Annotated in this window: 20 protein-coding genes; 11 read left to right on the top strand and 9 right to left on the bottom strand. The window is 41.7% G+C overall.

Annotated features, from left to right (window positions below; translation table 11 throughout):
- Positions 1-54: 54 nt before the first annotated feature.
- Positions 55-822: a TatD family hydrolase gene (locus MTO98_RS31330; RefSeq protein ID WP_243483276.1), complete on the top strand. Its 768-nt coding sequence runs from the start codon at positions 55-57 to the stop codon at positions 820-822.
- Positions 823-858: 36 nt separating this feature from the next.
- Complete coding sequence (locus MTO98_RS31325) at positions 859-1,881, top strand: asparaginase (RefSeq protein WP_243483274.1); 1,023 nt, start codon at positions 859-861, stop codon at positions 1,879-1,881.
- 142 nt (positions 1,882-2,023) lie between these two features.
- On the opposite strand, the gene MTO98_RS31320 is transcribed toward MTO98_RS31325, so the two are convergent.
- Together MTO98_RS31320 and MTO98_RS31315 are read right to left on the bottom strand one after the other, a co-directional pair.
- Complete coding sequence (locus MTO98_RS31320) at positions 2,024-3,175, bottom strand: NAD(P)/FAD-dependent oxidoreductase (protein ID WP_243483271.1); 1,152 nt, start codon at positions 3,173-3,175, stop codon at positions 2,024-2,026.
- Between the two features lie 9 nt (positions 3,176-3,184).
- Positions 3,185-3,781: a TetR/AcrR family transcriptional regulator gene (locus MTO98_RS31315; RefSeq protein ID WP_243483270.1), complete on the bottom strand. Its 597-nt coding sequence runs from the start codon at positions 3,779-3,781 to the stop codon at positions 3,185-3,187.
- Positions 3,782-3,901: 120 nt separating this feature from the next.
- On the opposite strand from MTO98_RS31315, the gene MTO98_RS31310 reads away from it, so the two are divergent.
- Entirely contained in the window at positions 3,902-4,405 is a 504-nt protein-coding gene (locus MTO98_RS31310) for a hypothetical protein (RefSeq protein WP_243483268.1), read from the top strand.
- A 30-nt stretch (positions 4,406-4,435) separates the two neighbouring features.
- Here MTO98_RS31310 and MTO98_RS31305 read toward each other — a convergent pair whose 3' ends face one another.
- Positions 4,436-5,146, bottom strand: coding sequence for a LytTR family DNA-binding domain-containing protein (locus MTO98_RS31305; RefSeq protein ID WP_243483265.1), 711 nt, complete (start codon positions 5,144-5,146; stop codon positions 4,436-4,438).
- The gene (locus tag MTO98_RS31300; protein WP_243483264.1) at positions 5,143-6,162 is read right to left on the bottom strand and encodes a sensor histidine kinase; all 1,020 of its coding nucleotides are present in this window, start codon (positions 6,160-6,162) and stop codon (positions 5,143-5,145) included. Before MTO98_RS31300 ends, MTO98_RS31305 begins: the two co-directional genes overlap by 4 nt.
- 236 nt (positions 6,163-6,398) lie before the next feature.
- On the opposite strand from MTO98_RS31300, the gene MTO98_RS31295 reads away from it, so the two are divergent.
- Positions 6,399-7,211 carry a hypothetical protein gene (locus MTO98_RS31295; RefSeq protein WP_243483262.1) on the top strand — a complete coding sequence of 271 codons (813 nt, stop codon included), beginning with the start codon at positions 6,399-6,401 and terminating at the stop codon, positions 7,209-7,211.
- 167 nt (positions 7,212-7,378) lie between these two features.
- On the opposite strand, the gene MTO98_RS31290 is transcribed toward MTO98_RS31295, so the two are convergent.
- The 3 genes from MTO98_RS31290 to MTO98_RS31280 form a co-directional block, all read right to left on the bottom strand.
- The gene (locus MTO98_RS31290) at positions 7,379-8,791 is read right to left on the bottom strand and encodes a glycosyl hydrolase family 18 protein (RefSeq protein ID WP_243483259.1); all 1,413 of its coding nucleotides are present in this window, start codon (positions 8,789-8,791) and stop codon (positions 7,379-7,381) included.
- Between the two features lie 366 nt (positions 8,792-9,157).
- Positions 9,158-10,339: an alginate lyase family protein gene (locus tag MTO98_RS31285; RefSeq protein WP_243483257.1), complete on the bottom strand. Its 1,182-nt coding sequence runs from the start codon at positions 10,337-10,339 to the stop codon at positions 9,158-9,160.
- An 89-nt stretch (positions 10,340-10,428) separates the two neighbouring features.
- Positions 10,429-10,854, bottom strand: a complete 426-nt coding sequence (locus MTO98_RS31280; protein WP_243483255.1) for an SMI1/KNR4 family protein — start codon at positions 10,852-10,854, stop codon at positions 10,429-10,431.
- Between the two features lie 272 nt (positions 10,855-11,126).
- On the opposite strand from MTO98_RS31280, the gene MTO98_RS31275 reads away from it, so the two are divergent.
- Positions 11,127-11,657 (top strand): OmpA family protein, encoded by a 531-nt coding sequence (locus MTO98_RS31275; RefSeq protein ID WP_243483253.1) that lies wholly within the window; start codon positions 11,127-11,129, stop codon positions 11,655-11,657.
- Positions 11,658-11,719: 62 nt separating this feature from the next.
- On the opposite strand, the gene MTO98_RS31270 is transcribed toward MTO98_RS31275, so the two are convergent.
- Positions 11,720-12,187: a DinB family protein gene (locus MTO98_RS31270; protein WP_243483251.1), complete on the bottom strand. Its 468-nt coding sequence runs from the start codon at positions 12,185-12,187 to the stop codon at positions 11,720-11,722.
- Positions 12,188-12,400: 213 nt separating this feature from the next.
- Between MTO98_RS31270 and MTO98_RS31265 the strand changes: the two genes are divergently transcribed.
- Both MTO98_RS31265 and MTO98_RS31260 read left to right on the top strand, forming a co-directional pair.
- Positions 12,401-12,643, top strand: coding sequence for a hypothetical protein (locus tag MTO98_RS31265; RefSeq protein WP_243483249.1), 243 nt, complete (start codon positions 12,401-12,403; stop codon positions 12,641-12,643).
- A gap of 69 nt (positions 12,644-12,712) precedes the next feature.
- Positions 12,713-15,190: a glutaminase family protein gene (locus MTO98_RS31260; protein WP_243483247.1), complete on the top strand. Its 2,478-nt coding sequence runs from the start codon at positions 12,713-12,715 to the stop codon at positions 15,188-15,190.
- Between the two features lie 202 nt (positions 15,191-15,392).
- On the opposite strand, the gene MTO98_RS31255 is transcribed toward MTO98_RS31260, so the two are convergent.
- Positions 15,393-15,899 carry a transposase gene (locus tag MTO98_RS31255; protein WP_243483245.1) on the bottom strand — a complete coding sequence of 169 codons (507 nt, stop codon included), beginning with the start codon at positions 15,897-15,899 and terminating at the stop codon, positions 15,393-15,395.
- A 404-nt stretch (positions 15,900-16,303) separates the two neighbouring features.
- On the opposite strand from MTO98_RS31255, the gene MTO98_RS31250 reads away from it, so the two are divergent.
- The 4 genes from MTO98_RS31250 (at position 16,304) to MTO98_RS31235 (ending at position 25,541) form a co-directional block, all read left to right on the top strand.
- Complete coding sequence (locus MTO98_RS31250) at positions 16,304-19,420, top strand: AsmA-like C-terminal region-containing protein (protein ID WP_243483243.1); 3,117 nt, start codon at positions 16,304-16,306, stop codon at positions 19,418-19,420.
- Positions 19,421-19,579: 159 nt separating this feature from the next.
- Positions 19,580-21,223 carry a tetratricopeptide repeat protein gene (locus MTO98_RS31245; RefSeq protein ID WP_243483240.1) on the top strand — a complete coding sequence of 548 codons (1,644 nt, stop codon included), beginning with the start codon at positions 19,580-19,582 and terminating at the stop codon, positions 21,221-21,223.
- A 257-nt stretch (positions 21,224-21,480) separates the two neighbouring features.
- Positions 21,481-24,252 carry a TonB-dependent receptor gene (locus MTO98_RS31240; RefSeq protein WP_243483238.1) on the top strand — a complete coding sequence of 924 codons (2,772 nt, stop codon included), beginning with the start codon at positions 21,481-21,483 and terminating at the stop codon, positions 24,250-24,252.
- 32 nt (positions 24,253-24,284) lie between these two features.
- A complete protein-coding gene (locus MTO98_RS31235) occupies positions 24,285-25,541 on the top strand; it encodes a right-handed parallel beta-helix repeat-containing protein (RefSeq protein WP_243483235.1) in 1,257 nt (418 codons plus the stop codon).
- Positions 25,542-25,579 lie beyond the last annotated feature (38 nt).

The following is a 25,579-nucleotide window of genomic DNA, read 5'->3' as shown; positions in this document are numbered from 1 at the left end:
TATACTTTACAGCTATAAATTCGTTATTAAGTATTCAAGGCTTATTTTTGCAGCATGGTTTTAACCGACACGCATACCCATCTATACTACGAAACCATTCCTGAAAAACGTGCAGCTTTAATGCAGCGTTGTATCGATAATAACATTACCCGTTTGTTTTTACCAAATGTTGATGCAGCTTCCATACCGTTAGTTTATGGTTTGGTAACCGACTATCCTCAATATTGTTACCCTATGCTGGGCTTGCATCCCTGCGATGTAAAGGAGAATTGGGCAGACGAGCTTTCGGCCATTATGGATGCCCACCAGCAAAATAAGATCTATGCCATAGGCGAGATCGGTATTGATTTGTATTGGGATAAAACACATTTAAAACAGCAGGTAGATGCATTTATAAAACAGATTAACTGGGCCAAAAGCCTTGATTTGCCAATAGTGATCCACTGTCGTGATGCCTTTGATGAAGTATATGAGGTGTTGAAACAAGAAGCTGATGAAAAGCTGCGTGGCATTTTTCATTGTTTTGGAGGATCTGTAGAGCAGGCCCAAAAAGTGATCGACCTTAATTTTTACCTCGGGATAGGTGGTATCGTAACCTACAAAAACTCGGGACTTGATAAAGTAATACCGGAAATTGACTTAAAGCATATAGTTTTAGAAACAGATTCTCCGTACCTTACGCCCGTTCCGTTCAGGGGTAAACCTAATGAAAGTTCATACCTGGTGTACATAGCCCAAAAGGTGGCCGAGCTTCACCAAACAAGCATTGAAAAAGTGGCTGAGGTCACTACCGAAAATTCCAGGCTTGTGTTCGGGATTTAAATTGTTTAATATTTTACCACAGCATAAACTTAATTAATGAGCCAAATTTTGATCATCTATACCGGAGGGACAATAGGTATGATGAGTGATCCGGTTACAAAGGTGCTCAAGCCTATTAACTTTGAGCAAATAATGGATAATGTGCCCGAGCTTGAAAAGCTTAACTGCCGTATCAAAGTACATTCGTTTGATGAGATCATCGATTCATCAAACATGAACCCCGAGATCTGGAGCGAGCTGGCCGGTTTGATCCAGTCGAACTATCATGATAACGACGGCTTTGTAATTTTACATGGTTCGGATACCATGGCTTACACCGCATCGGCATTAAGTTTTATGTTAGAGAACTTAGGTAAGCCTATTATTTTCACAGGTTCGCAATTGCCTATCAGCGCCATCCGTACCGATGCGAAGGAAAACCTGATGACGGCTATTGAGATTGCCAAAGCTAAAAAGAATGATCGTGCCCGTGTGCCCGAAGTTTGTATCTATTTTGATTATAAACTTTTCCGTGGTAACAGGGCGTTTAAATATAATTCATCAAAATTTGAGGCCTTCCGCTCGCCAAACTACCCCATACTGGCCGAGTCGGGTGTGCACTTACGCTTTAGTGTAAACGATATCAGGCAGCCTGAAGATGAAAGCTCGCTGATTGTACATAACAACCTGGTGAGTGACGTTGGCGTATTGAAACTGTACCCGGGCATAAGCCCTAAAGTAGTTGAAAATATTTTAGGTGCCGATGTGCGTGGCATAGTGATGGAAACTTTCGGTGCAGGTAACACAACTACCGATGCGTGGTTTATCGACCTGTTGAAAAACGCCATCGACAGCGGCAAAGTGATCCTTGATATTTCCCAATGTAAGGTAGGTACGGTTGAACTTGGCCGCTATGAAACCAGCAAGCACCTGAAAGATGCAGGTGTAGCCAACGGTTACGACATGACCTTTGAATCGGCCGTAACCAAAATGATGTACCTGTTGGGCCAAAGCGATGACCCATTGCAGGTTAAAGAATGGCTCGAGACGGATTTGAGGGGCGAGATCACGGTATCGTAATAGATGCCTGGGTAGCTTTCTGGCATGTCTAATCGGTTATTCAATATAGAGTAAGAAATAATATAATAAAAGCGTCATTGCGAGGTACCTCGCAATGACGCTTTATGATTTTAACGGTCTTTAGCTGAGTATTCGGTCTGAACTATTCTTCCGGATCAAACATCGCCACCAGATTCTTTAACCCATCGGCAGAATGCAATGAATCTGTTTGGTCCAATGTCATGGCGGCGGTTTCGGATGCCCTTACGCGCATTTGTTTTTCATAAGCTGATATCGCATCATGTGCATCGGCAAAATCATCGCTCAACAGGCATTCGGCCAATTCCAAAGCATCAAGCATAGCCATGTTTACGCCTTCGCCGGCATAAGGTGGCATGAGGTGAGCCGCATCGCCAAGCATAGTAAGGTTAGGTAAAGCTTCCCAACCCTGATCTAAAGGCATACAATATTGCGGCCGTGGAATAAATATGGGTTCAGCATTCTCAAATAACTCATCCCAGATGTCGCCCCAATCTGTAAACTCCTGTTTAAACCAGGCAAATACCTGTCCCTTATCTTTAAAATCAATTCCGCTATCCTGTAGCCATGATTCAGGCGATTTAATACCTGCGTAAAATACCAGGCTGCCATCGCCTTTTGAACTTACTATCAGTGTTTTTTCATCGCCCATGGCAAATATCTTACCTTCATTTAAAAGCTCGTGGATTCTGGGGCTTGCCTTTTCTGAATTATAAACCGCACCTTCTATCACACTTACACCTGCATAAAATGGTTTAATAGGGGTAATGTAGGGACGGATCCTTGAATTGGCCCCGTCGGCGGCTATTACTATATCAACCCAGGCAGTTGAGCCATTTTTAAACTCTAATTGAATTACACCATCCTGCTCACTTAACGATACGAACTGGCTATCCCAAACAACGGTATCAGGCTGCAAGGAATCAAGCAGGATTTTTCGTAATGGCCCACGGTCAATTTCCGGGCGATTATAGGAGCCTCCGTCGGCTCCATGCTCATCAAGCACAATGTTGGCGTATTTATCCACAACCCTTAGTTTGTCGGCACCGGGACGATAGTTGGCGTTAAAGGCGTCCATCAGCCCGGCCACTTCTAAAGCTTTTAGGCCAGATTCTTCATGCAAGTCAAGCGTAGCGCCCTGCACCCGCACTTCACGGTTTAAGTCGCGTTCGTAAACCTTTACGTTGGCTCCGTTCATTTGTAAGATCCGGGCAAGGGTTAATCCGCCGGGGCCACCGCCTACAATTGCTATGTTTTTGTTTTTAATTGTTTTCATGTTATTTAATTATTTCATCATACCTTTTATGACTGCATCGCAACAAGTATCTACCATTTCATCAGTAATGATCTGTACGGGCCTGTCGGCATGGTCAAAATATTCGTTCACCAGATCGAGCAGCGGGGAGAACAGTAATGCCCGCTGCACGTCAAAAGGAAGATCGCGGATGACGCCTTCTTTTACCTTAGCCTCCATAAACCGGTGAATAAGCGCAAAGAACTGTCCCTGCCGGATATTTTGCTTTTGATAGGCCTTGTTTAGCAGGGGGGAGGATTTGCCATAGAGGATCAGCACGAAATGTGTACGGTTGTTTTTCAAGTAGTGAAACCCGTTGTTCCAAAGCTTTTTGACACCGGTTTCAAAATCCATCTCTTCATTAAAATCGTTTAAAATGGCGACTTCATAAGCTCCTAAAACCTCTGTAATGAAAAGCTTGATCAGCAGGTCATCCTTATCCTCATATTTGATATAGATGGTGCGGGGCGATACATTGGCTGCCTTGGCCAGCTTTTGCATGCTTAGGTTTTCCAAGCCTTCATTGGCAATGATATCAAGGGCAATGGTGCGGATAGCTTGTTCCTTATCTAAATTCTTTGGCCTCATAATGCGAGTGATTTGAATTATAATTCAAATATAAGTAAATGTTTATTTACTTATAGCATCATTTCATTTTTAATTTCATAAAGGAAGCTTTTCCAAATATCTTTAGACAGAGATAACTTGGTGAGTATGGGGCATCATATAGACGCAATTATTGGGCAGGCACCTATCAATGAAGAACGGGCAAAGGCATACGGTTTGGCTGTTGCTTATGAATCAGGTTACGCTATAGTAATACTTGATTGGGATTCGGTTTTGTATTGGTCGGGTAAATTGAATTTGAGTTGTGATTCAACAATCGAGGATCTTGATTGGGATTGCGAATTGATCCATCATTTTGCACGCGAATTGAATTTTATGGATTATGCCCTGATCAAAACAGATTATTTTGGTGGAATGGGTGAGCAATACGCGTCATTATATAAAAATGGGATTTGTGTGTGGCATGGATATCACATTAATATTGCTTTGAAGGGGATAGGGGTAATATGTAATATGGGAATGGATGAGTTTGATACAATCAATTTAGGTGAATATCGCAATAGTGAACATTATTACTGGGATGACAAATACAATTTCGCCTTAAAAAGAACAAACATGATTGCCGGTAAGATTTTTAAAGATTAAGTATACCCGCTATTGAAGTAGTGTTTTTATCTAAAATATCCTTTTATTAATTATCGTCATAAAACCGTCTTTAAATTTCTCGCTTACCGGGATATGTTTGTCGGCGATATAAATATGGTTATCCTGGATTTTTGCCAGCTGTTTGGTGTTTACAATATAGGAGTTGTGCACCCGTACAAATGGGGCCGAAAGCTGTTCTTCAATGTCTTTAAGCCGGCGGTAAATTAGTAGTTGTTCCTGGGCGGTTACCAGGCGCACATACTCTTTCTCTCCCTCAAAATATAGAATCTCATCCAGTAGGATGCGGCGCAATACCTTGCCCGATTTTACAAAGAAATAGCCTTCGTCGTCGGCTTGAGTTTTGGGCGCAAGCTGTTCGGTCTTACCAAAATATGCCTCTATTTTTTGCATTGCTGCCAAAAAACGTTTCAGGGTGATGGGCTTAAGCAGGTAATCAATGGTTTGATAAGTATAGCTTTCGGCGGCGTATTCCGAATAGGCGGTGGTAAATACAATTTTTGTTTGCGGCGGGAGTAAACCTGCAAGTTCCATGCCCGTTAGCTGTGGCATGTTGATATCCAGGAAAATGAAATCAACCTTATGGCTTTTCAGGAATGCCAATGCTTCAAGCGCGTTATAGCACTTGGCTTTAAGTTGCCATTTGGTACTTTGCTGCACCAGCATTTCCAGCAGGTTTACCGCATTGGGTTCGTCATCAATTATGATACAGCTTAAGTTCATGCTACCGGAATTTTTAAAAATGCCGAAAAAGTATTGTTACTATTATCAATCTTCAGATCAAAATCTGAATCATATAGCATTGTTAGCCTTTTGGTTAAATTAGTAATGCCAAAACCCGTAGTGCGCTTGTTTGCTGGCTGAACATGGATGGCGTTATTGGTTTTAAAAAACAGGTAACCATCCTGCTGAATCAAAGATATGCCAATAAGATTTTGTTCGCTTGATTTATCAATACCGTGCTTAAAAATGTTCTCAACAAAGGTCATCAGCAGCATAGGTGGGATGCGGAGATTGGAGTTGAAATTCTTTTCAAAAAAAATCACTACCTCATGTCTGATCCTGATTTTTTCTAATGCAATATAATTTTCAATGAATTGTACCTCGGTACCGATTGTTACATCATCCTTCGGACTTTCATCAACAAAATAGCGCATAATATCCGAAAGCCTTTCGATCAATGCCGCAGTCCGGGGTGCTTCGCGGTAAGCCTCGTAATAAATGTTATTAAGCGTATTGAACAAAAAGTGCGGCTGTACCTGCGATTTTAACAGATTAAGTTCGGCCTGGCTTTTTTGTATGATGATCTCCTCGGTTTGTTGTTTCAATTTAAAATATTCCAGTGCTATCCGGAATATCAGGCTCATCATGTATATAAGTACCCCGCCCGAAATATAATTAGTAATAGCCTTTATGCTGAGCGGTTCGGGCGTTTTTGCAAAGAAGCTGTTATAAAGCAATAGTGTAATATATCCGCGGAACATGCCTGTTGCTGCTATAAATATAATTACCAGTAATACATACCAAACATATTTGCCTTTTTGGTAAAACAGGGGATATAAAACTAATATGTTGCCATATATAATAATGGCGTAAAAGGCGGTAGTTACGCTGGCATACATTGCCGATTGGGTTACCCCATCCATTGGCAAATAAGAAAAAAACAGCAGCAGGCATACCGATACCCATACCAAAAGCTGGAGTTGTTTAATTGTTGGCCGGGTTTTAAATAACTGCATTTTTTAAAATTACTAAGCTTTTTGTTTGTTGCTGCCGGGTTTAAACCATTACTGTCATTTATTCAATCAATGACGGTAATGGTTCAATAAGCCGGGTTACAGGCACATTATTGAATAAATATTGTATTAGGCTAAAAAGAACGCGGCAGCGGTTTAACTGATTTTATCTGCCGGTTGATAAAGGGCAGCTTTGAGCCATTAACAGAAAAGCATCCTTATCAAATAATCAGATCGTTATGAAAACCGAACAGTTAGCCGAAAAAATTATAGTCATAGGTCTTAGTCTTTTATTGCTGTTATCGCATACAACAAAAGTGTTGGCCCAAACTGACACCATTGGCGTAAAAGATAAACGGCTAAATACTTCAACGCTCAAGCCGGGATTAAGGCAATACCTGGTATATTTTCAAAATACCAAAGACAGCCGCAGCCTGAAATTCTGGCTTTGGCTGCGTGATATAAACTTCGACACCCGTAATGGAGAAAAAGTATTTACTATCTCTCAGCACTGGTTTGGCAGCGACAGCTCATCGTACCGCTCTGTTTATTCTATTAACAAAACGGCCGATTTTACCCCGCTGTATCATTCAGAAACCGTAGGTAAAAAAACAAAAGCTTTTAACTGGGCTCCTGATAAGATCATAAGCGCCGATACGGTTGCTAATAACGAGGTAAAGAATTTCAAGCTCGATTTTACTTTTCCTAACCTTAACTGGAATTTAGACATTGAAACCTTTGAGATGTTACCGCTGGCCGAAGGCAAAAGTTTTGCCATCCCCTTTTACGAGGCCGGAATTGAGGCCCCGCTTTATGTAATATATAAGGTGACCGGCAGTGAGGTAATTACCACATTGGATGGCAATAAAGTTGATTGCTGGAAACTGTACAATGAAAGTGATTACAACGGCCGTCATTTTACCGAAACTTATTGGATCAGCAAAAAGAATCATGAGTTTTTAAAAGAGGAAGATGCTTTTGGTGGGGGCTATCGCTACAAAATAAAAATGATGGGGGCCGCGATTAATCTGCTGCCGAGGTTTGTGAAGTAAGAGCACGTCGTAGAGACGCATAATTGCGTCTCCCGCAGGACAAGAAGGCATCACAAGACCTGCATATTCGGAGACGCAATTATGCGTCTCTACATTAAAGAAAATAAAAACAGCCGGGGCTATGATTTAAACATCATAGCCCGGCCTTGTTATAGATAGTTAATAGTTTATTGATTTAAACCGAAAGCTTCCCAGCCCGAAGCTGTTGCCCGGTTGCAGGTCATGGCCTGGGTTCCGTTTTCGCTGGAAATGAATTTGCCGTTATTGCCTCGCAGGGTGATTTTGCCGTCGGGAGTAACTATCCAGTCAAATTTTTCCCAGTCGCCGGGAGTGGTACGGTTACAGGTGATAGCTTGTGTGCCGTTTTCTGACGATACATATTTCCCCATGCTGCGCAGGTAAATTTTTCCCGCGCCTGCATCAAGTACGGTGAAATGTTCCCAATCACCAGCAGTGGCACGATTGCAGTTCATGGCTTGTGTACCATTTTCGCCGCTTACGTATTTGTTGTTAAAACCTTTAAGTGAAATTACAGTACCAATGGGCGGCGTATTCGGCGGAGTGGTAGTGCCGCCGGTAATAACCGAATTCATGGCCGAAAGCAGGGAGTTTGCTCCGGAGGCATCACCACCCAAATCCCAGATCATCATGCCGCCTGCCTGGTTAAGTGCTAATGTAGTTTTGCTTTTTATGGTTGGGATGCCGTTATAGCCAAAAGTTTGGAATGTATCTGAATTGGGGCTTCCGCCCGCAGCCAATACATCAACGTAGTTTTTGGTAGAGTAATCATACCGGTTATCCCTTGCGTAAAACGGAACACCTAATATGGTTTTGGCAGCAGGCAAACCCCGGCCAGCCCAGTAACTCAAACAATCAACTGCCGATTGGTAGGTAGAGTGCTGAAAGTTGTTGTCATCATAATCCATGATATTGATCCAGTCGAGGATGGTAAACATGTTATTGGTAACATAAGTAGCTCCAACAGAGATAGAAGCAATGGTACAAACCCTGCCGCTGTTGTGCATGGCGGTTGATAACTCCTGCAGCAGTAAATAAAAGTTATTGGTTTCGGTGCCTGCCGATGGAAACTCCCAGTCGATATCCACACCATCAACATTGTACTGGTTGCAAAAGTTAACCATGTTATTAACAAATGTGGTACGATATCCGGCATTGGCCACAATGGGATGGAAGGCATCGCCGCCACCGCCGCCGCCTACAGAAATGATAACTTTTACATTATTACTATGCGCGTTTGATACAAGAGTGGTAAATTTTGAAAGATTATCAAGCGGGTTCAGCCCTCCGGTATTGGTTGGGGTAAGAAAAGCGTAATTAACGTGAGTTAATTTGCTGTATTGAACCGTATTTACATCACCCTGCCAACTGGGCAGGTAGCCTATTACTTTAAATGAAGCAATCGGCACGGCGTTATCAACGGCAACCGGTTTACTGCTATTATCGGTGTTAGCACCATCGCCGGTTTTAAATTGGTTCATGTTATCCTTTTTACAGGATGATAACGCTGCAAGCATGAGCAGAAAAAAGCCAAGGAGACAGGAGTTAGATTTTGATCTCATAAGTTAAGTTTGTTAAGTGGTTTTTGATGTATTATTGGGTTTATAAATAAGCCGGGTAATAAAACACAAACCTGTTAACCAAATTCATGATACTTATAAATATCATATACTAATATCAGGAAAGGCGCGTTAATAGGTGTAATAGATGTTTTGTGTGAGTAAAATTATATAAACATCTTATTATAAATACCTAATAATAAGCCCGATACGGCCCGGTCGCAAGCGTAGTAGTGCTTTTGTAGTGTATTGACATACATGGAAATGCCGTCTTTACAGCGAAGAAATATTTTTGTGATACGCTTAACCCACACTTGCAATATTATTATGACTGAGAAATGAGCTGTTTAGGTAAAATCGCTTATCCGGTTAAAACCAGATAAGCGGGTGCCTGATGGGTAAATTTCGGATAACTTCTTCAACCTGAGGGTTGTGATCCAGTTTTTGCCATGCGGTTAACCAGGCATTTTCATGGTAAGTGTTAGCGCCAAATAGCAGGAAGGGTTGGGCAACCGGCCAGTTGTTCCAATACATTACATCCGGTTTTAAAGTCCATTTGCTTTTATCTGCCACAAAGGGGTAAAGGTAGCTTATGCCCTTTTTTATTGATTTGCCATCCGGTGTTTCAAAATCCCATAAATTATTCTGAGGGGTTGAAAGGATCTGGCATAGCATGGTCATGGCATCAAGGTTGAAAATAGAATAGCCATAGGGTTTGGTACGTTCCAACTCTAAAGGGAAGCTGCCATCTGTACCCATTTGCCGGGGAAGTAATATGGTTTTATATCGTATCCGTATGGAATCAAGAACTACTTCGTTTTTACAAAGTTTGGCAAAAGAGGCAACCTGCATAGCCCAGCAGGTGGCATGGTTGTTTTTTACATCTCTTTCCTGCATGCCGGGTTTGCTGGTCATAAGCCAGTTAGTATAATCTGCAAACCACTTTTTAACGCCGGTTGTGGTTTCGGTGTCTATGGCCTTTTCCATCACAATAATGCCCTGCGCAACTTCCATCAGGTGAATGGTATCGATAATGCCATAATTGCGACCGGTAAATTGCCCTTTAACTGCTTGTGCAAACCACAAACTTGGGTTCATCAAGGTTTCGGGATCAATAAACCAGGCTTTAAGGTGAATTACTGCCTGCTTTACATATTTAACATCACCTGTTAGTTTATAGGCCGATGCCAATGCACCAATGATCTTGCTGAAGCGGATCATGGCTTTACGGTGTTCAATAAAATTATCCGGATTGGTCATGCCATCGCGGTTGATATAAGGGCCGTCGGGGTTTTTAGGGTCGGGCCAGAAATAATCGGCTTCCGAAAAAAAATCATGCTTGCCGCCCGCACTTCTGGGTGACGATGACGCTGTAACAGTAACCGGCTGCTGTTGCATAGCCCAGGCAGCTTCGGTCATTATTTGTTTTTTAAGCGTTTGCTCAGCGGATTTTTCTGCAGGAGATTTGTCTGGTTTTGATTGATCTGCTTTAAAAGCAAATTGTGTGAGGGTTATTACGACTATTAATGTTGCAGCAAATAATTTTTTCATGGCGATGATTTACAATGGTGCCGACAAGATAAGAATAGCCCAGGGAATTAGATTGGTGTTTTTAGTGTGTAGGGGATTTGTGGGGGGGACTATTTGGTTTCCTTTGCCCTTATTTCGTCGCTCCAATCGTAAAGGCCGTTTTGTTCAAATACGCCTCCTATAAAAAATCTTGAAAGAAATTCAGAAAATGAATTAGTTAACACGATACCTCTTTCATCCGGATAAATTATTTGGTAATTGTTGTTTTCTGGATCGATGATCAATGCCCACGTATCACAGTAGCATAGATACTCGCCAAAGTAAAGTATGTCTCGCCTTCTATTGCGAAATATAAGTTCATCAAGCGGGACAATACGAAATTGGTCCTCTTCTGATAAAAAACCATTACTGAACTGATAAAACTGCTTAACATCGTCGGGCAATTTCACACCTGCACTATTTTCAAGTTCTTTTATCTGCTGGTCGCTTGCGCCTTCATATAATGAAATATCGGTTTCATCTAAATGACTTTTCAAGTACTTGATAACATCAGATACGGATTTAATAAGATGCACAGTATTGGGCATAATATATTCGTTGTAATATGTGAATAAGGTTAACAAATATATTTAATCCCAATTGATAATCCGGGTAAAGGGTGAAATTGAACTCAATCAGAGGCAAATGGCATAACTATTGATTAAATAATCTACACCCGTACGTAAAAAGCATTATTTAACCATAAAATTATGGTTAGGCACTATAAACATTATGCCAACGTTTTTTATGTTTACGCAAATCATTAGATATGAAAACTCTAAAAACACCTTTATTAGCTCTTGCAATAGCCGTTTTAGCTATCACAACCCAAGCCTGCAAAACCAAAAAAGCCGTTGTGCAAACACCGGCGCCGGCGCAGCCAGCACAACCTGCAACACCGCCGCCTGCAGCAAAACCAGCTCCGACCCCCGCGCCTGCACCTGCTCCGGCACCGGAAAAACCAGATTATAATTTTACCAATATTCAGTTTGAGTTTAACTCAGCAGTGTTAAAAACTGCCTCTTACCAAACTTTAGATCATATTGTTAAAGAACTGAAAAAAGACCCATCGGCCAAGTTTGTTTTAAATGGTAATGCATCTGCCGAAGGTACTGCAGAGCACAATCAATCTTTATCAGTTGATAGGGCAAACTCTGTGAAATTGTATTTAGTTAACAGTGGTGTTAACGGAGATAACCTGACTGTAAAAGGTTGGGGCGAAAGCAAACCGATTGCTGATAACTCAACAGAAGAAGGTCGTGTACTTAACCGCCGTGTTGAAGTAAAGTTAGCGCAGTAACAGAAAATCAAATAATAAATATGAAAGGCAGCTCAATCGGGCTGCCTTTTTTGTTGGGGAATTTATTCGGAACCGTTAACCAACTGAAAAATAGTAAATAAATGATGGGCCTCATGCAGCACAAAAAACTCAGCCCATTTTAAAATGGTAAGTCTGCCATATTTGGGGTGTACACCAATGCGGCACAGCTCGGCTTCGCTAAGCCCCGATAATAGATCTGTTATAATTACCCTGTCTGCACTGATGATATCCAGCAGCTGTGCTAAATTCATCGATCTGAAAGATGTAAACTCAACATCAAGATCACCGTTATAGCGGTCGAAAACTGGCGTATCTTCATCAAGTATCCGGTGTACACGGTCTGTAAATATTTTTTGATAGCGGGTTAAGTGGGCAATGTTATCTAAAGCGCTCCATTTACCAGGTGCAGAAGATGCGGTGAGTTTATCAACGTTTATGCCTGAAACCAATTGTTTAATTGTGAAGTGCTGTGTTTTTAATCTTTCGGAAAGGGAGATGTATAAGCTCATATGCTTGATGGATACAGAGTTTATCACAAAAATGATACGATTTTACCAATAATTGAGCCGTTTTGTGTAAAATGATTGCTTTAATTTGGAGTTTGCAAAACTGTTCGTTGTGCTGTATATGTTCATGCATAGCAGCCCCGGCTATTTTTAACCATCCTGCTTTTATTGAAAACATAAATTTAACCAGCCCTGGCGCAGGTAGTATGATCAACTATGAATAAATGTAGGCTATATGCCGGTTTATTTTGTACAGGTGCAATAGCGCTTGTTTCGGATGCATGGCAGAGCAACCTTGCTAAGCACCTTAAGCAGGCGATGCAGCTGTCCAATACTATTGTTGTAGCCAATTTGCTAAATAATGATAAACACGATCTCTGGCAGGAAAAATCCAAAACAACTGATTTGAAAACAAGGCATCCGGAAAAGATGTACCGGTTAGATAGCCTTTTGGCATAACCGGGCAAATAATGCAAACCAATAAAACACGAATACAATAAGTAATTTAAAACCGAACATCAATAATTTATGAATCGCATTTTCAAAAAAACGTACCTGCTCGTTTCCGGACTGGCAGCGTCGTTTGTGGCACAAACAGCGTTGGCTCAGGATAAGATGCCGTCTTATCCGCTGATCACGCACAACACCTATTTCAGTATTTGGTCAAACACCGATAAACTGAATGAATCAACCACCAAACACTGGACAGGAAAAGACCAGTCATTATTGGGCCTTATTAAGGTTGATGGCAATTACTATCGTTTTATGGGCGCATCGGCCGTTAATTACAAAACAGTTTTAGCTGCAACCGACGAAAAATCATATACCAGCCAATACCAGGCCGAAACTGCCCCGGCAGATGGCTGGGAAAAACCGGGCTTTAATGATCAGGCCTGGAAAAGCGGTGCTGCACCATTTGGCGATGAGCGCGCAAGTAAAGGCACCGACTGGCGGGGTAAAGATATTTGGGTGCGTCGTAAATTCAATATCGCCGAATTGCCGAAGGGTCGTTTAATGCTGAAAATCTATCATGATGATGAAGCCGAAGTATATTTAAACGGTCAGCAAATTGCTGCTGAAGGGGGTGCTAACGGCGATTTTGAAACCGTTGCATTATCGGCCAGTGCAAAATCAAATCTGAAAGTGGGCGAAAATGTTTTGGCTATCCATTGCAAAAACACTGGCGGCGGTTCATTTATTGATGCCGGTCTTGCCGAAGAAATATTGAGTAAGGATGACGAGGCCGTTAAACTGGCCGAACAAACCAGCGTTAAAGTTACAGCTACCCAAACAGTGTATAACTTTAAAGCGGGTGAAGTTAACCTGAAGCTTACTTTCACTTCGCCATTGGTTATGAGCGACCTGGAATTGCTTACCACCCCGGTATCATACATCACTTACCAGTTAAAATCAACCGATGGTAAGGCGCATGACGTTCAGATTTATCAGGGTGTATCAAGTAATTTGGCTGTAAATACACCATCGCAAGAGGTTACTGCATCAAAGTACAGCCAGAATGGACTTAAATTGCTAAAAGCAGGTACAGTTGAACAACCTGTACTACAGAAAAAAGGTGATAACCTGCGTATTGACTGGGGCTATGTTTATGTTGCTTCGTCAACAGCAGGTGCTAAACAATATATCACTCCCGAAGGCGATGCTGTATCAGCCTTTATGGGAGCACAAACATTAACTGCTACCGTAACAGGTAAGCAGTTAATGTTAAATACCGTATTGCCATTTGGTAAAGTGACGGCAACCCCGGTATCAAAATTTATTTCGGTTGGGTATGATGATATCTACGCTATCCAGTACTTCAAAACCAATTTGAGGCCATGGTGGAGAAATACTCCGGGTGCTACTATCGAAGGCATATTGAGCGATGCTACCAAAGCTTATGCTAAAGTGATAGGATCATGTGTAAAAACAGATGCTAAGATCTGGGCCGATGCAATTAAGGCAGGTGGCGAAAAATATGCTAAGTTATGTGTTATGGCTTATCGTCAAAGCATTGCAGCCCACCAGTTGGTTAAAAGCCCTGAAGGCGAATTGTTATTCTTATCAAAAGAGAATTTCAGCAATGGCTCTATCAATACGGTCGACATTACTTACCCCTCGGCTCCAATGTACCTGCTTTATAATCCTGATTTGTTGAAAGGCATGATGAACGGTATTTTCTATTTCAGCGAAAGCGGTAAATGGAATAAACCTTATTCATCGCATGATTTAGGTACTTATCCATTAGCCAATGGTCAAACTTACGGTGAGGACATGCCGGTAGAAGAAAGCGGTAACATGATCATCCTTAACGCTGCTTTGGCAAAAGTTGAAGGCAACACAAACTATGCCAAAAAACACTGGAAAACATTAACCATCTGGACTGAATACCTTGCCAAATCGGGCTTTGATCCGGGTAGTCAGTTATGTACCGATGACTTTGCAGGTCACCTGGCCCACAACGCCAACCTATCTGTAAAAGCTATTGTTGCAATTGATGCTTACGGCGAATTGGCAGGTATGATGGGCGATGCCGCTACTGCTAAAAAATACAGGGCGATGGCTAAGGATATGGCTAAAAAATGGCAGGAAAAAGCCAACGCCGGCGACCACTACGGCCTGGTGTTTGACAGTAAAGATACCTGGAGCCAGAAATATAATATGGTTTGGGATAAAGTATTGGGCTTAAAATTGTTCCCTCAAAAAGTTTACGATACCGAGCTTAAATACTATCTGACACACCAAAATGAGTTTGGTTTACCATTGGATAGCCGTAAAACTTATACCAAAAGCGACTGGATCCTTTGGACAGCATCCATGGCTGATAACAGAGCCGATTTCAGCGCTTTAGTTGCCCCAGTTTACAAATTTGCAACCGAAACTTCATCGCGTGTGCCGCTAAGTGATTGGCATGAAACTACCAACGGTAAAATGGTAGGCTTCCAGGCACGTAGTGTAATTGGAGGTTATTATATGAAAACTTTGAGAGATAAACTGGCGGGTAAGTAAGTATCTGTTAGTTATTAGAGTGGTGCGGTGAAAACACCGACCACAGGCTGTGATAAATTTAACAAAAAACAGAAACGGGTTTGCATTGCAAACCCGTTTCTGTTTTTTGCTTAGCCCGTGGTCGGTGTTTTCACCGCACCACTTTTCTTCTACATGTGTTTACAGCCTGTGGTCGGTGTTATCACCGCACCACTTTTTTCTTCTACATGTGTTCCATATAGTGCGTTATCAGTTCATTTTCTTCATTGCTTATATAATATGAAGCCGATGAGTGAATGTATTCTTCAGGAAGCTGACAGATTCCGGCTTTAACAGGATTGTTGTGTATATAATCTAATTTTTGCTCGAGCACTACGCGGTTATACATTGTGGCTTTATGCGGCCTGCGTTCCCAAAACTGAAACTCACGGTCATTTTGAGTGCTTTTATAGCCATCGAGACTTTGCAAATTATTTATTAAACTGAATTTAAGTTGTTGAGCTGTAAACTTGCTAAAATGTTGTTGTACATTCTTGTTTATCCAATCAGGCTGCTTACACCATAAGATATGTACATGATTCGGCATTATCACATAACCGTAAAGCCATATTCTATTGTTTTTTACCAAAAAGTTCAAACTGTCTATCACGATTTTTTTATGATTATCCGGATAAAGTAAAGGTTGCCAGTTAAGACAGGTTGCGGTGAAAAATTCTATGCCTTGATGCATTGTTGTTATTTGTAATACGAATATAATGAATCATGTGGTGCGGTGATAACACCGACCACAGGCTGTTGGGGTTTTATTCGTAGTTCCTTTTATAGTGGGCATATGTTATAAGAAATCATGTGGTGCGGTGAAAACACCGACCATAGGCTTTTGGGTTTTATGATTCCCGATAAGATCAGCCTGTGGTCGGTGTTTTCACCGCACCACTCTTTCTTCCAGTTCTGGTCGAAGTTTAGCGATAGCGTAACTTCGACCAGAACTGGAGTTCCATGTAGCGTGTCATCAGTTTACAGCACTACACCGCTCTTCCTCACTTTTCCCTAACATTACAATCATCATAATTTGATATCCAACAATTAGGTTTTATGACTATTTTCATGCTTCGTTAGCTATAATAATTTCATATGCCGTTCCCCTTGAAAAAAATATTGGTTAAAACGCTTAAAATTAGCGCTATTACCGTTTTTAGTTTGTTGCTGTTGATGTTCCTGTTACCTTATCTTTTCCCCGAAACAGTGACACAAAAAATAAAACAATGGGCCGCAGGCAGCGTAAACAGCAAGCTTTCGTTTTCAAGTACGCGGTTATCATTCTTTAAAAAATTTCCTTCGCTAACCCTTACACTTAATGATTTTGTGCTGAATGGTAGTGTGCCTTTTCAAAATGACACACTGGTTTCGGCCAAAGAAATTTCATTGGCTATTGATCTTTCGTCGGTGTTTAAGAGCAAGATCAATGTAAATAAGATCTATCTTGACCATGCATTGATCAATATACAGGTTGATAGTGCCGGTAAAGCCAATTACAACGTTTATAAATCATCTCCTCCAAAACAAGATAACAAAGCCGACACCGCCAGTGCATCATTAGGGATTGAACAGATCCTGATAGACAAAAGTCACCTGGTTTATGACGATCGCTCGCTTCCCATGCAAATCAACGCACGGGAACTTAACTATAAAGGCAGCGGCGATTTAAGTAAGGATATCTTTGATCTTTACAGTCATGTAGATGCTGCTTCGGTTGATTTTTATTACGGCAATAAGGCATATGTGCTTAAGAAAAAAGTAAACGCCGACCTGGTTACCAGTATCAATACCAAATCACTCGCTTTTGCTTTTCAGAAAAACGATCTGCTCATCAACCAGCTTCCGGTTAAGTTTAAAGGCCGGTTTGAGTTTTTGAAAGATGGCTATGATATGGATTTCAAGATCAGGAGCGATCAAAATGATCTTGGTGATGTTTTTACCGCTATCCCGGATGAATACGCCAAATATGTTGATAATATGGATATCAGCGGTAACGGCATCATCCAGCTTGACCTTAGCGGAAAGTACATCGCCTCAAAAAATATCATGCCTAATTTAAGCATCAGTATGAAAGTGCGTGATGGTTCCATCGTTAACAAAAGTACCCCTGCACCGGTTAAAAACCTGTACCTGAATATGGATGCCAGTCTGCCGGGCCTTAACCCCGACAGTTTAAAGCTCAATATTGATTCGGTTTATTTCAATATAGGTAAAGATTACTTTGGTTCGGTACTGAAAGTGCAGGGCATTAAATCGCCTTATATTTATGCCAAGATAAATACCGAAATTGATCTGGAGCAATGGTATAAGGTTTTCGGCATCAAGCCATTCCAGGTAAAAGGCCGGTACGGGCTACACTTACTGGCTGAAGGCAAATACACAACCGGTGTAAAAAAATCAGGCTTAAGACAAAAGGTAGATACGGTGATAACCAGTATCCCTCAATTTAAGCTTAAGTCAACATTCCGGAACGGGTATTTTAAATATACCAGACTACCGCAAGCCATCAACAATATCAGTTTTGATTTGGATGCTGCCTGCCCCGATCATAATATTGCCAATGCCACTATGGATGTGCGCAATCTGAATGTTAACGCGCTTAACAACTACATCAAAGGCTACCTGAAACTCAGCAACAAAGCTGGTGCATTGATTGATGCAGGCCTAAATGCTAAATTCCATTTAAACGATATCAAACAGATTTACCCGGTTGATAGCATTGATTTTCGTGGTGATTTTGATGCCAACCTGCAATCGAAAGGCAGATATATTCCTGCCCGTCGGATCTTCCCGGTTACCAATGCGGAGATCAATTTGAAAAACGGCTACATCCAAACCAAATACTATCCGCATCCTATGCAAAACGTACAGGTTAGTGTTAACATTTTTAACAATACCGGTTCGTTAAAAGGGCTCAAAGTAAATATCAAACCAGTGTCGTTCAACTTTGAGGGACAGCCATTTTTGCTGAGGGCCAATCTTCGCAATTTTGATGATCTTGATTACAATGTGGCATCACGCGGTAGTTTGGATCTGGGTAAAATTTATAAAGTATTTGCTGTTAAAGGATATGATGTAAATGGATTTGTAAGCACCAACTTTAAACTGAAAGGTAAGCAAAGCGATGCTACCTCGGGGCATTACGATAAACTGGACAACTCAGGCAGCATGAAGGTGAAGAATATCAAACTTACCACCGAGCTGTTCCCCAAGCCGTTTTTTATTACCAATGGCGTGTTTAGCTTTAATCAGGACAAAATGAAGTTCGATCAGTTTAAGGCCAACTATGGTAAATCAATAGTGGTGCTTGATGGTGCTTTATCCAATGTAATAGGTTATGCTATGCAGCCAAACTCACCATTGAAAGGGGAGTTTAACCTGAAGAGCGATTTGATCATTGCTGATGATTTTATGGCATTTGCGGGTTTGCCGCCATCGGCCAAGCCAACCAAATCATCAGGCGTGATACTGGTACCTTCCAATCTTGATCTTAATTTTGCTGCCGATGTTAAAAAGGTAAAATATAGCGGGTTGGATATCAGTGATGCCAAAGGCACAATGAATATAACCAACGGGCAAATCGTACTTAAACAGGCTGGATTTAGTCTGATAGGTGCTCCCGTTGTTATGGATGCTACTTATGGCAGCATTAATCCGCAAAAAGCGTTTTTTGATTATCACATCAATGCCAAAGAGTTTGATATTCAGAGAGCTTACCGCGAGATCAAATTGTTCCATGACATGGCTACTTCGGCAGAGCATGTACAAGGTGTTGTATCTTTAGATTATAAACTGGCCGGCAAACTTAACAGTGATATGAAACCTGTTTACCCTTCATTAAAAGGCGGTGGCGTTCTCTCCGTAAAACAGGTAAAAGTATATGGGTTGAAGCTATTGAGTGCCGTAGGCAAACAAACCGGGCACGACAGTGTTGGTCATGGCGATGTGAAAAAGGTTGATATTAAAACCACTATAGCTAATAATATCATGACCATCGAGCGTACTAAAATGCGCATTGCGGGTTTCAGGCCAAGGTTTGAAGGCCAGGTAGGTTTGGACGGTAAGCTGAACCTGAAATTCAGGTTGGGATTACCGCCTTTCGGCATTTTCGGTATCCCGATGACTATTACCGGTACGCAGGATAAACCGCTGATCCATTTGGGTAGGGGCAAGAACGAAGACGAGTTGAAGGAAACTCAGGACGACGAATAGAGGCGGGGTGAGCGGCCTGGTAAATACAATATAGTTAACATGACGCAGGTTGGTTAACATTAAGGTAACATTGAAATGTTTCCTTTGTCTGCTCTTTGATACTTTGATGATTAAAAGTGGCTACTGCTGCTTGATGATCACTCCGCTCAATTTTCAGATATGATTAAACGCTACGCCTGGCTTATTCAAACAATGTTGTTTCTGCTATTATTAATAGCTGGTACAGCGGTTTTGGCACAGTCAAATAAAACCGACCGGTTTCAGGAGCTGCAATCGTTGGCCCAGCAGCATCCCGATTCGGTGCTTATCATTCTGAAAAAACTTCATGCCGATGCAATCCAAGATAATGATAACCTTACTGCCGGCATGAGCCTGCAGCAAATGGGCCAGATTTGTTTTAACCAGGGGCATTACGCACAGGCCCTTGACTTTTATTTGCACGCCGATAAGGTGTTTGGGCAGATAGGAAATAAGGATTTGCTGGCCGAAAATTGGGGTAAAATGGGGATCCTGTACTATTATAACCGGCAATCAGATAAATCATTCCAGTTATACAAAAGGGCGCTGTCATTATATAAGGTAACCAATAACAAAAAAGGGCAGGCCGAGATTTTTGGCGCTATAGGCCACTTATATGAAAAGCATCATAAATACGACAGTTCTTTTTATTACCAGCGCCTGGCCCTAAGTAGTTATAAGCGTATAGGCGACGATTACGGGCAGGCAAAAATATACGAAAACCTCGGCAGCATTCATGAAGACCTGGCCAATTATGATTCATCGTACTCCTGCTTTAAAAAATCATTAGAGATCTATCATAAATACAATAACGAAGTTGCCAGCATTGAGGTGATCAATAACATTGGCGATATTTTGCGGAAAACCGGTAAATATGAAGAAGGGATTCAGCAATCGCGGAAGGCATATATGCTCTCATTAAAAACACATAACCTGTATCAATTGGCGGCCTCGTGCCGCGACATCGGGAAATCGTACCAGTTGCTTAACCGGATGGACAGCGCTTACCATTATCTCGAATTGAGCCGTAAATACTCGCTTGATGTGTATTCTAAGGAGAGTTTAAAGCAAACTTCGTTTTTGCAGGTGATATATGATATGGATAAAAAAAGCGATGAAATTGTTAGGCTCAATAATATCCGTAAAACCAACCAGATAATTACCATTGCGGGTATTACTATCTTTTTGCTGCTTGTTGTACTTGGCTTTGTAACCTTTAGCAGGCAGCGCCTCAAAATAAGAGACCAACGGGTTCTGGCCGAACAGAACCGGTCGATATTTGAAGCCCAGCGCGATCTGATGGAGCTTGAGTTGAAAAATAAGCGGCTTGAAGAAGAGAGTCTTAAACAACAACTTGACCATAAAGGGCAGGAACTATCCTCCCACACCCTAAACCTCATCAAAAACAACCAGCTATTGGAGAGTATGCGCAATACGCTGCAGGATATGGTGAAGGAAGATAAGCGCGATCAAAAGCGGCAGATGCAGCAGATTATTCAGCAAATAAACCAAAGCTTTAACCACGAGCAGCACTGGAAGGAATTTACGGTTGCCTTTGAACAGGTTCACCAAAGCTTTTTCGACAAATTAAAGCAGCGCAGTACCGATCTTACCTCAACAGATTTGCGCCTGATAGCCTTGCTTAAAGTGAATATGGATTCGAAGGATATTGCCGGTTTGTTAGGCATCTCTATCGATAGTTTACGGGTTGCACGCTACCGTTTAAGGAAAAAACTCAATATTGATCAGGGTGAAAACCTTACCACTTTCATACAAGCCCTATAGTTCAATTGCTATCCGTTTTACCGTTTGGGGGTTGTTAACATTAGCTTAATGTAACGGTAACTGAATGATAATGGAGGTTTGTGTTTTTGTTAATTCATTGAAAATCATTTGATTGTATTTTTTTGTTGCTATTGTGTATATGCATCATGTAACGCTGTTTCCTTTTTGTAACGGCATATTTTAACAGATGTATAGCCGGTTTAAACACTTTTGCGCCGTCAAAAAGCAAATCACAATTGCATTAAACGTTTCGCAAAATGAAAAAATACTTACAAACATTATTATTCATGCTTTTGTGCGTTACCGCTGCCAACGCAACAAAGTTAAAAGGTCATGTTTATGACCGCAAAACCGGCGAGCCTATGGTGGGGGCCACCGTTAGTCTCGACCGAACGAAGATTGCCACGACCACCGGTCTGGATGGATCGTTTGAATTGAAGGACGTGCCAAAAGGTACTTATACGGTACGGGTTTCTTACGTGTTATATACAACCGCAACGCAACAGGTTGAAATAACCAAAGATGATAACCCGCATTTGAAAATCTACCTTGAAGAGGCAAACAAGCAATTACAGGAGATCAGCGTAGTATCGCAAAAAAATGGTGGAACGGAAAGAACCGCCCGCCACATTGAGCAGCAGGCCACGCAGGTAATGAACATTGTATCGGGCAGGGCCATCGAGGTATCTCCCGATTTAACGGTGGCTAACGTTATCTCCCGCGTATCTGGTGTATCGGTTGAGCGTAATACCAACGGTGATGGGCAATACGCCATTTTACGCGGTATGGATAAACGCTATAACTATACCCTGGTAAACGGCATTAAAATCCCAAGTCCTGATAACAAATATCGTTATGTACCGCTTGATATTTTCCCTTCCGATCTGCTATCAAGGCTGGAAGTTTATAAAACACTTACCCCTAACCTGGAAGGCGATGCCGTTGGTGGTGTTGTTAACATGGTGATGAAAGATGCTCCTGAACGTTTTGAAGTAAACGCTAACATTGCCGGTGGTTATAGCCAGTTACTTTTTGATCGTAAGTTTATGAGCTACGATTATTCAGGCATTAACCACAAATCGCCTTATGAGTTAAACGGTAAAACCTACCAGGCAACCCAGGCCGATTTTGGTACCGGAACTTTAAATTATTCGCTTAAGCACCCTGCACCAAACGTTGTGGGCAGCTTATCACTGGGTCAGCGTTTTTTCAACAATAAATTGGGCGTATTGGTAGCAGGAAGTTACCAAAACACCTACCGCGGCAGCAACAGTATTTTCTACAACACCAAGGTTGTTCCAACTTCTGAGTATGCTGCGGTTACCAGTAGAGATGACAGGGAATATTCAGAACAGCAAAAGCGTTACGGTTTGTTTTCAAAAGTTGATTATGTGATAAACAGCCGTAATAAATTGAGTTTGTTTAATACTTATGTTAACCTGACCAGTATTCAGGTGCGTGATGAAAAATCTACCAGTTTCTCAACCGATTATGATCCGGATAAAGGAAATGCCCAGTTAGGTTATTCAACCCGCAGCCGTTTTACCGAACAGCAAATTTATAGTGGAACCCTGCGAGGCGATCATAAATTGTTTAACGATAAACTTAAGGTACAATGGTCGGCAGTTTATTCTTCTGCCGAAAATGAGGTACCTAATAACACTACCATCGACTTAAATGGCGTACGCGAAAACTTTGTGGATAAACCCACTTATTTAACAAATGGCACATCGCTTACCCACCGCTGGGAACGTAATACTGATGAGGATAAAGCAGGCTACCTTGATCTTACTTACACTGCACCTGTTGGCGGAGTTAATGTTGATTTTTCTGCCGGTGGTTTATATCGTGATAAACAGCGCAGCAGCTTTTATAACAATTACAATCTTACTGCTGCTAATCCAGGTGCATTGTACGGTACCGATTTTACAAATTATACCCAGCTTAACTTTAACGTAACCAACCCGGCCGGAGCAGTTAACAACTCCCTCACTAATGATGCATCTGAAAAAGTAGGCGCAGGATATGGTATGTTTAAATTTACAACAAAAACTATCCAGGTGGTTGGCGGTGCCCGTGTTGAGCATACTAACCAGGGATATCGTATGCTTTTTCCGCAGGGTGAATCACGCCCTACCGGTAATCAAATTTATACCGACGTATTGCCAAGCTTAACGCTGAAATACTTTTTAAGTGATAAAGAGCAGCTTCATGCCTCTTATTTTAAATCAATTAACAGGCCTGGCTTTTACGAACTTATACCAGGCGGCAGGCCGGGTGATGAATATGATGAACGCGGTAACCCCGATCTGAAACACGCTGTTGCGGATAATTACGATTTGAGGTACGAGTTATTCCCGGATGCAAGTATGCAATTATTAGCCGGTGCGTTTTATAAACAGATCGAAAATCCGATAGAGTATAGTTTCCAGGCTGATGCTACTCGCGGACAGGATACCTATTACATTCCTGGTAATTTTGGTACAGCTAAAAACTATGGGTTAGAACTCGATTTCATTAAATTTTTTAACAAGTTTGGTGTAAAAGCAAACTATACCTACACTCATTCACGCATCACTACACCTAAAGATACTTATGTAACTGATGCCACCTCTGGTGATACACACAAGATTTCGGTGGATCAAACCAGGCCGCTGTATGGTCAGTCAGAACATATTGCCAACCTGTCTTTATTGTACAAAAACACCAAAAAAGGCTGGGATGCGCAAATTGCCGGAGCTTACACCGGGCCGCGTATCAATACCGTATCGCAGTTTCTGAACAATGACCTTTGGCAGCGCGGTTTTATCCAGATGGATGCATCGGCCGAAAAACGTTTCAAAAATAACCTGAGCGTATTCATTAAAGCGGGCAACCTGCTTAACACCCCGGCTAAGTTGTTCCTGAAAGGTACCAACCCTGAAAACGCAACGCTGAAAGATGATAATATCGTTGCAAACGGTCAAACGTTGATCCGCAGTGACTACTATAAGCAAACTTACCTGATAGGCGTACGCTACAAACTTTAATAATTTATCAACCATAAATAAAAGGCATTACAATGAAACTAAAACAAATATTCACCGCAATACTGCTTTCGGCTGTGGCCTTTAGCAGTTGCAGAAAAGCTAATCTTGATGTTGATACCAGCTCTGCCGATGGATCGGCAAATGGCGAGGTGTCAGGTGTTTGGGCAAAAGGCAGTACGCAGGTTATTAAAGGAGATATCATTATTCCCGAAGGTAAGTCGCTTACTATTGAAGAGGGCGTAACCGTTTTGATGGATACCCTTGCCAAACCCGAGTTTATAGTAAAGGGTAACTTATACTCTTTAGGAACTGACGAAAATCCTGTCAGGATAACCGTAAACCCAGAGTACCGAACCGATGCAAAAAAATTCGGAAAAATGTGGGGTGGTATACTTGCAGCTAAAACCTGTGCCGAGCTGGTGCTTGATCATACTATTCTGGAGTATGGGGGTAACACTACGTCTGATGGTTCATCGTCGGTAAAGATGGGCCTTTATAAAGCTGCAGCAGGCGAAAACTTACCTGCGCTTTGGTTTTCAAATGTTAACGGCAAGCTGATTGTTGTAAACTCAACTGTGCGTAACTTCCAGGAAGATTGTACCTATATTGAAGGCGGCAAGATCATTTTTGCCAACAATACTTTTTACACAACAGGTGTTACCGGCGGTGAGGCCATGAACTTTAAATCGGGTTGTTTGGCCGATGTTGGCTTTAACTTTGTTTACAGCGCCAATACCAACGCGCTGAAGCTATCAAACTCGGGCGATCGTGACCCGCAGGCATACATTATATGTTACAATAATACGATGGTGAACACCGGCTGGCGCAGGCCATCGGCAAAAGGTGGTTCTGTTTGGCTGGAGAACAACGTTCACGCCGATCTTTATAACAACCTGTTTGCCAATACCCGTTTTGGTGTCAAACGCGATACCAAATCTACCGAAGATAAACGTACCGTTATCAGTAATAACCTTTATTACGGTTATGATCAAACCACGGTAAACCAGTTTCAGCCTTCAAAAGATATTGTTGGCGGTGTTAATGAGATCAGAGGTACAAACGCCGGCGATAACGACCCTAAATTTGTGAACTATCCCGAATCTACACCAGTGTTGAATGCTGTTTATGACACCAACTGGGATTTTCATTTGCAAAGCGGTTCCCCGGCTTTAAATCATGGCGTAACCAACTTTACCCGTCACCATGCTGCAGGTATTACAGTTAACGGGATAACTTACGTATCTCCTGACCCTGCTAATTACATCGGCGCTTTCGGAACAAAAAATTAAACTCATCGCAATGATCCTGCACACCTGCAGGATCATTT

The organism is Mucilaginibacter sp. SMC90, from assembly GCF_022811725.1.
In the GTDB taxonomy this organism is placed as follows: Bacteria; Bacteroidota; Bacteroidia; order Sphingobacteriales; family Sphingobacteriaceae; genus Mucilaginibacter.
The sequence above is the reverse complement of the archived record's forward strand: the minus strand, read 5'-3'. Positions and strand labels throughout refer to the sequence as shown.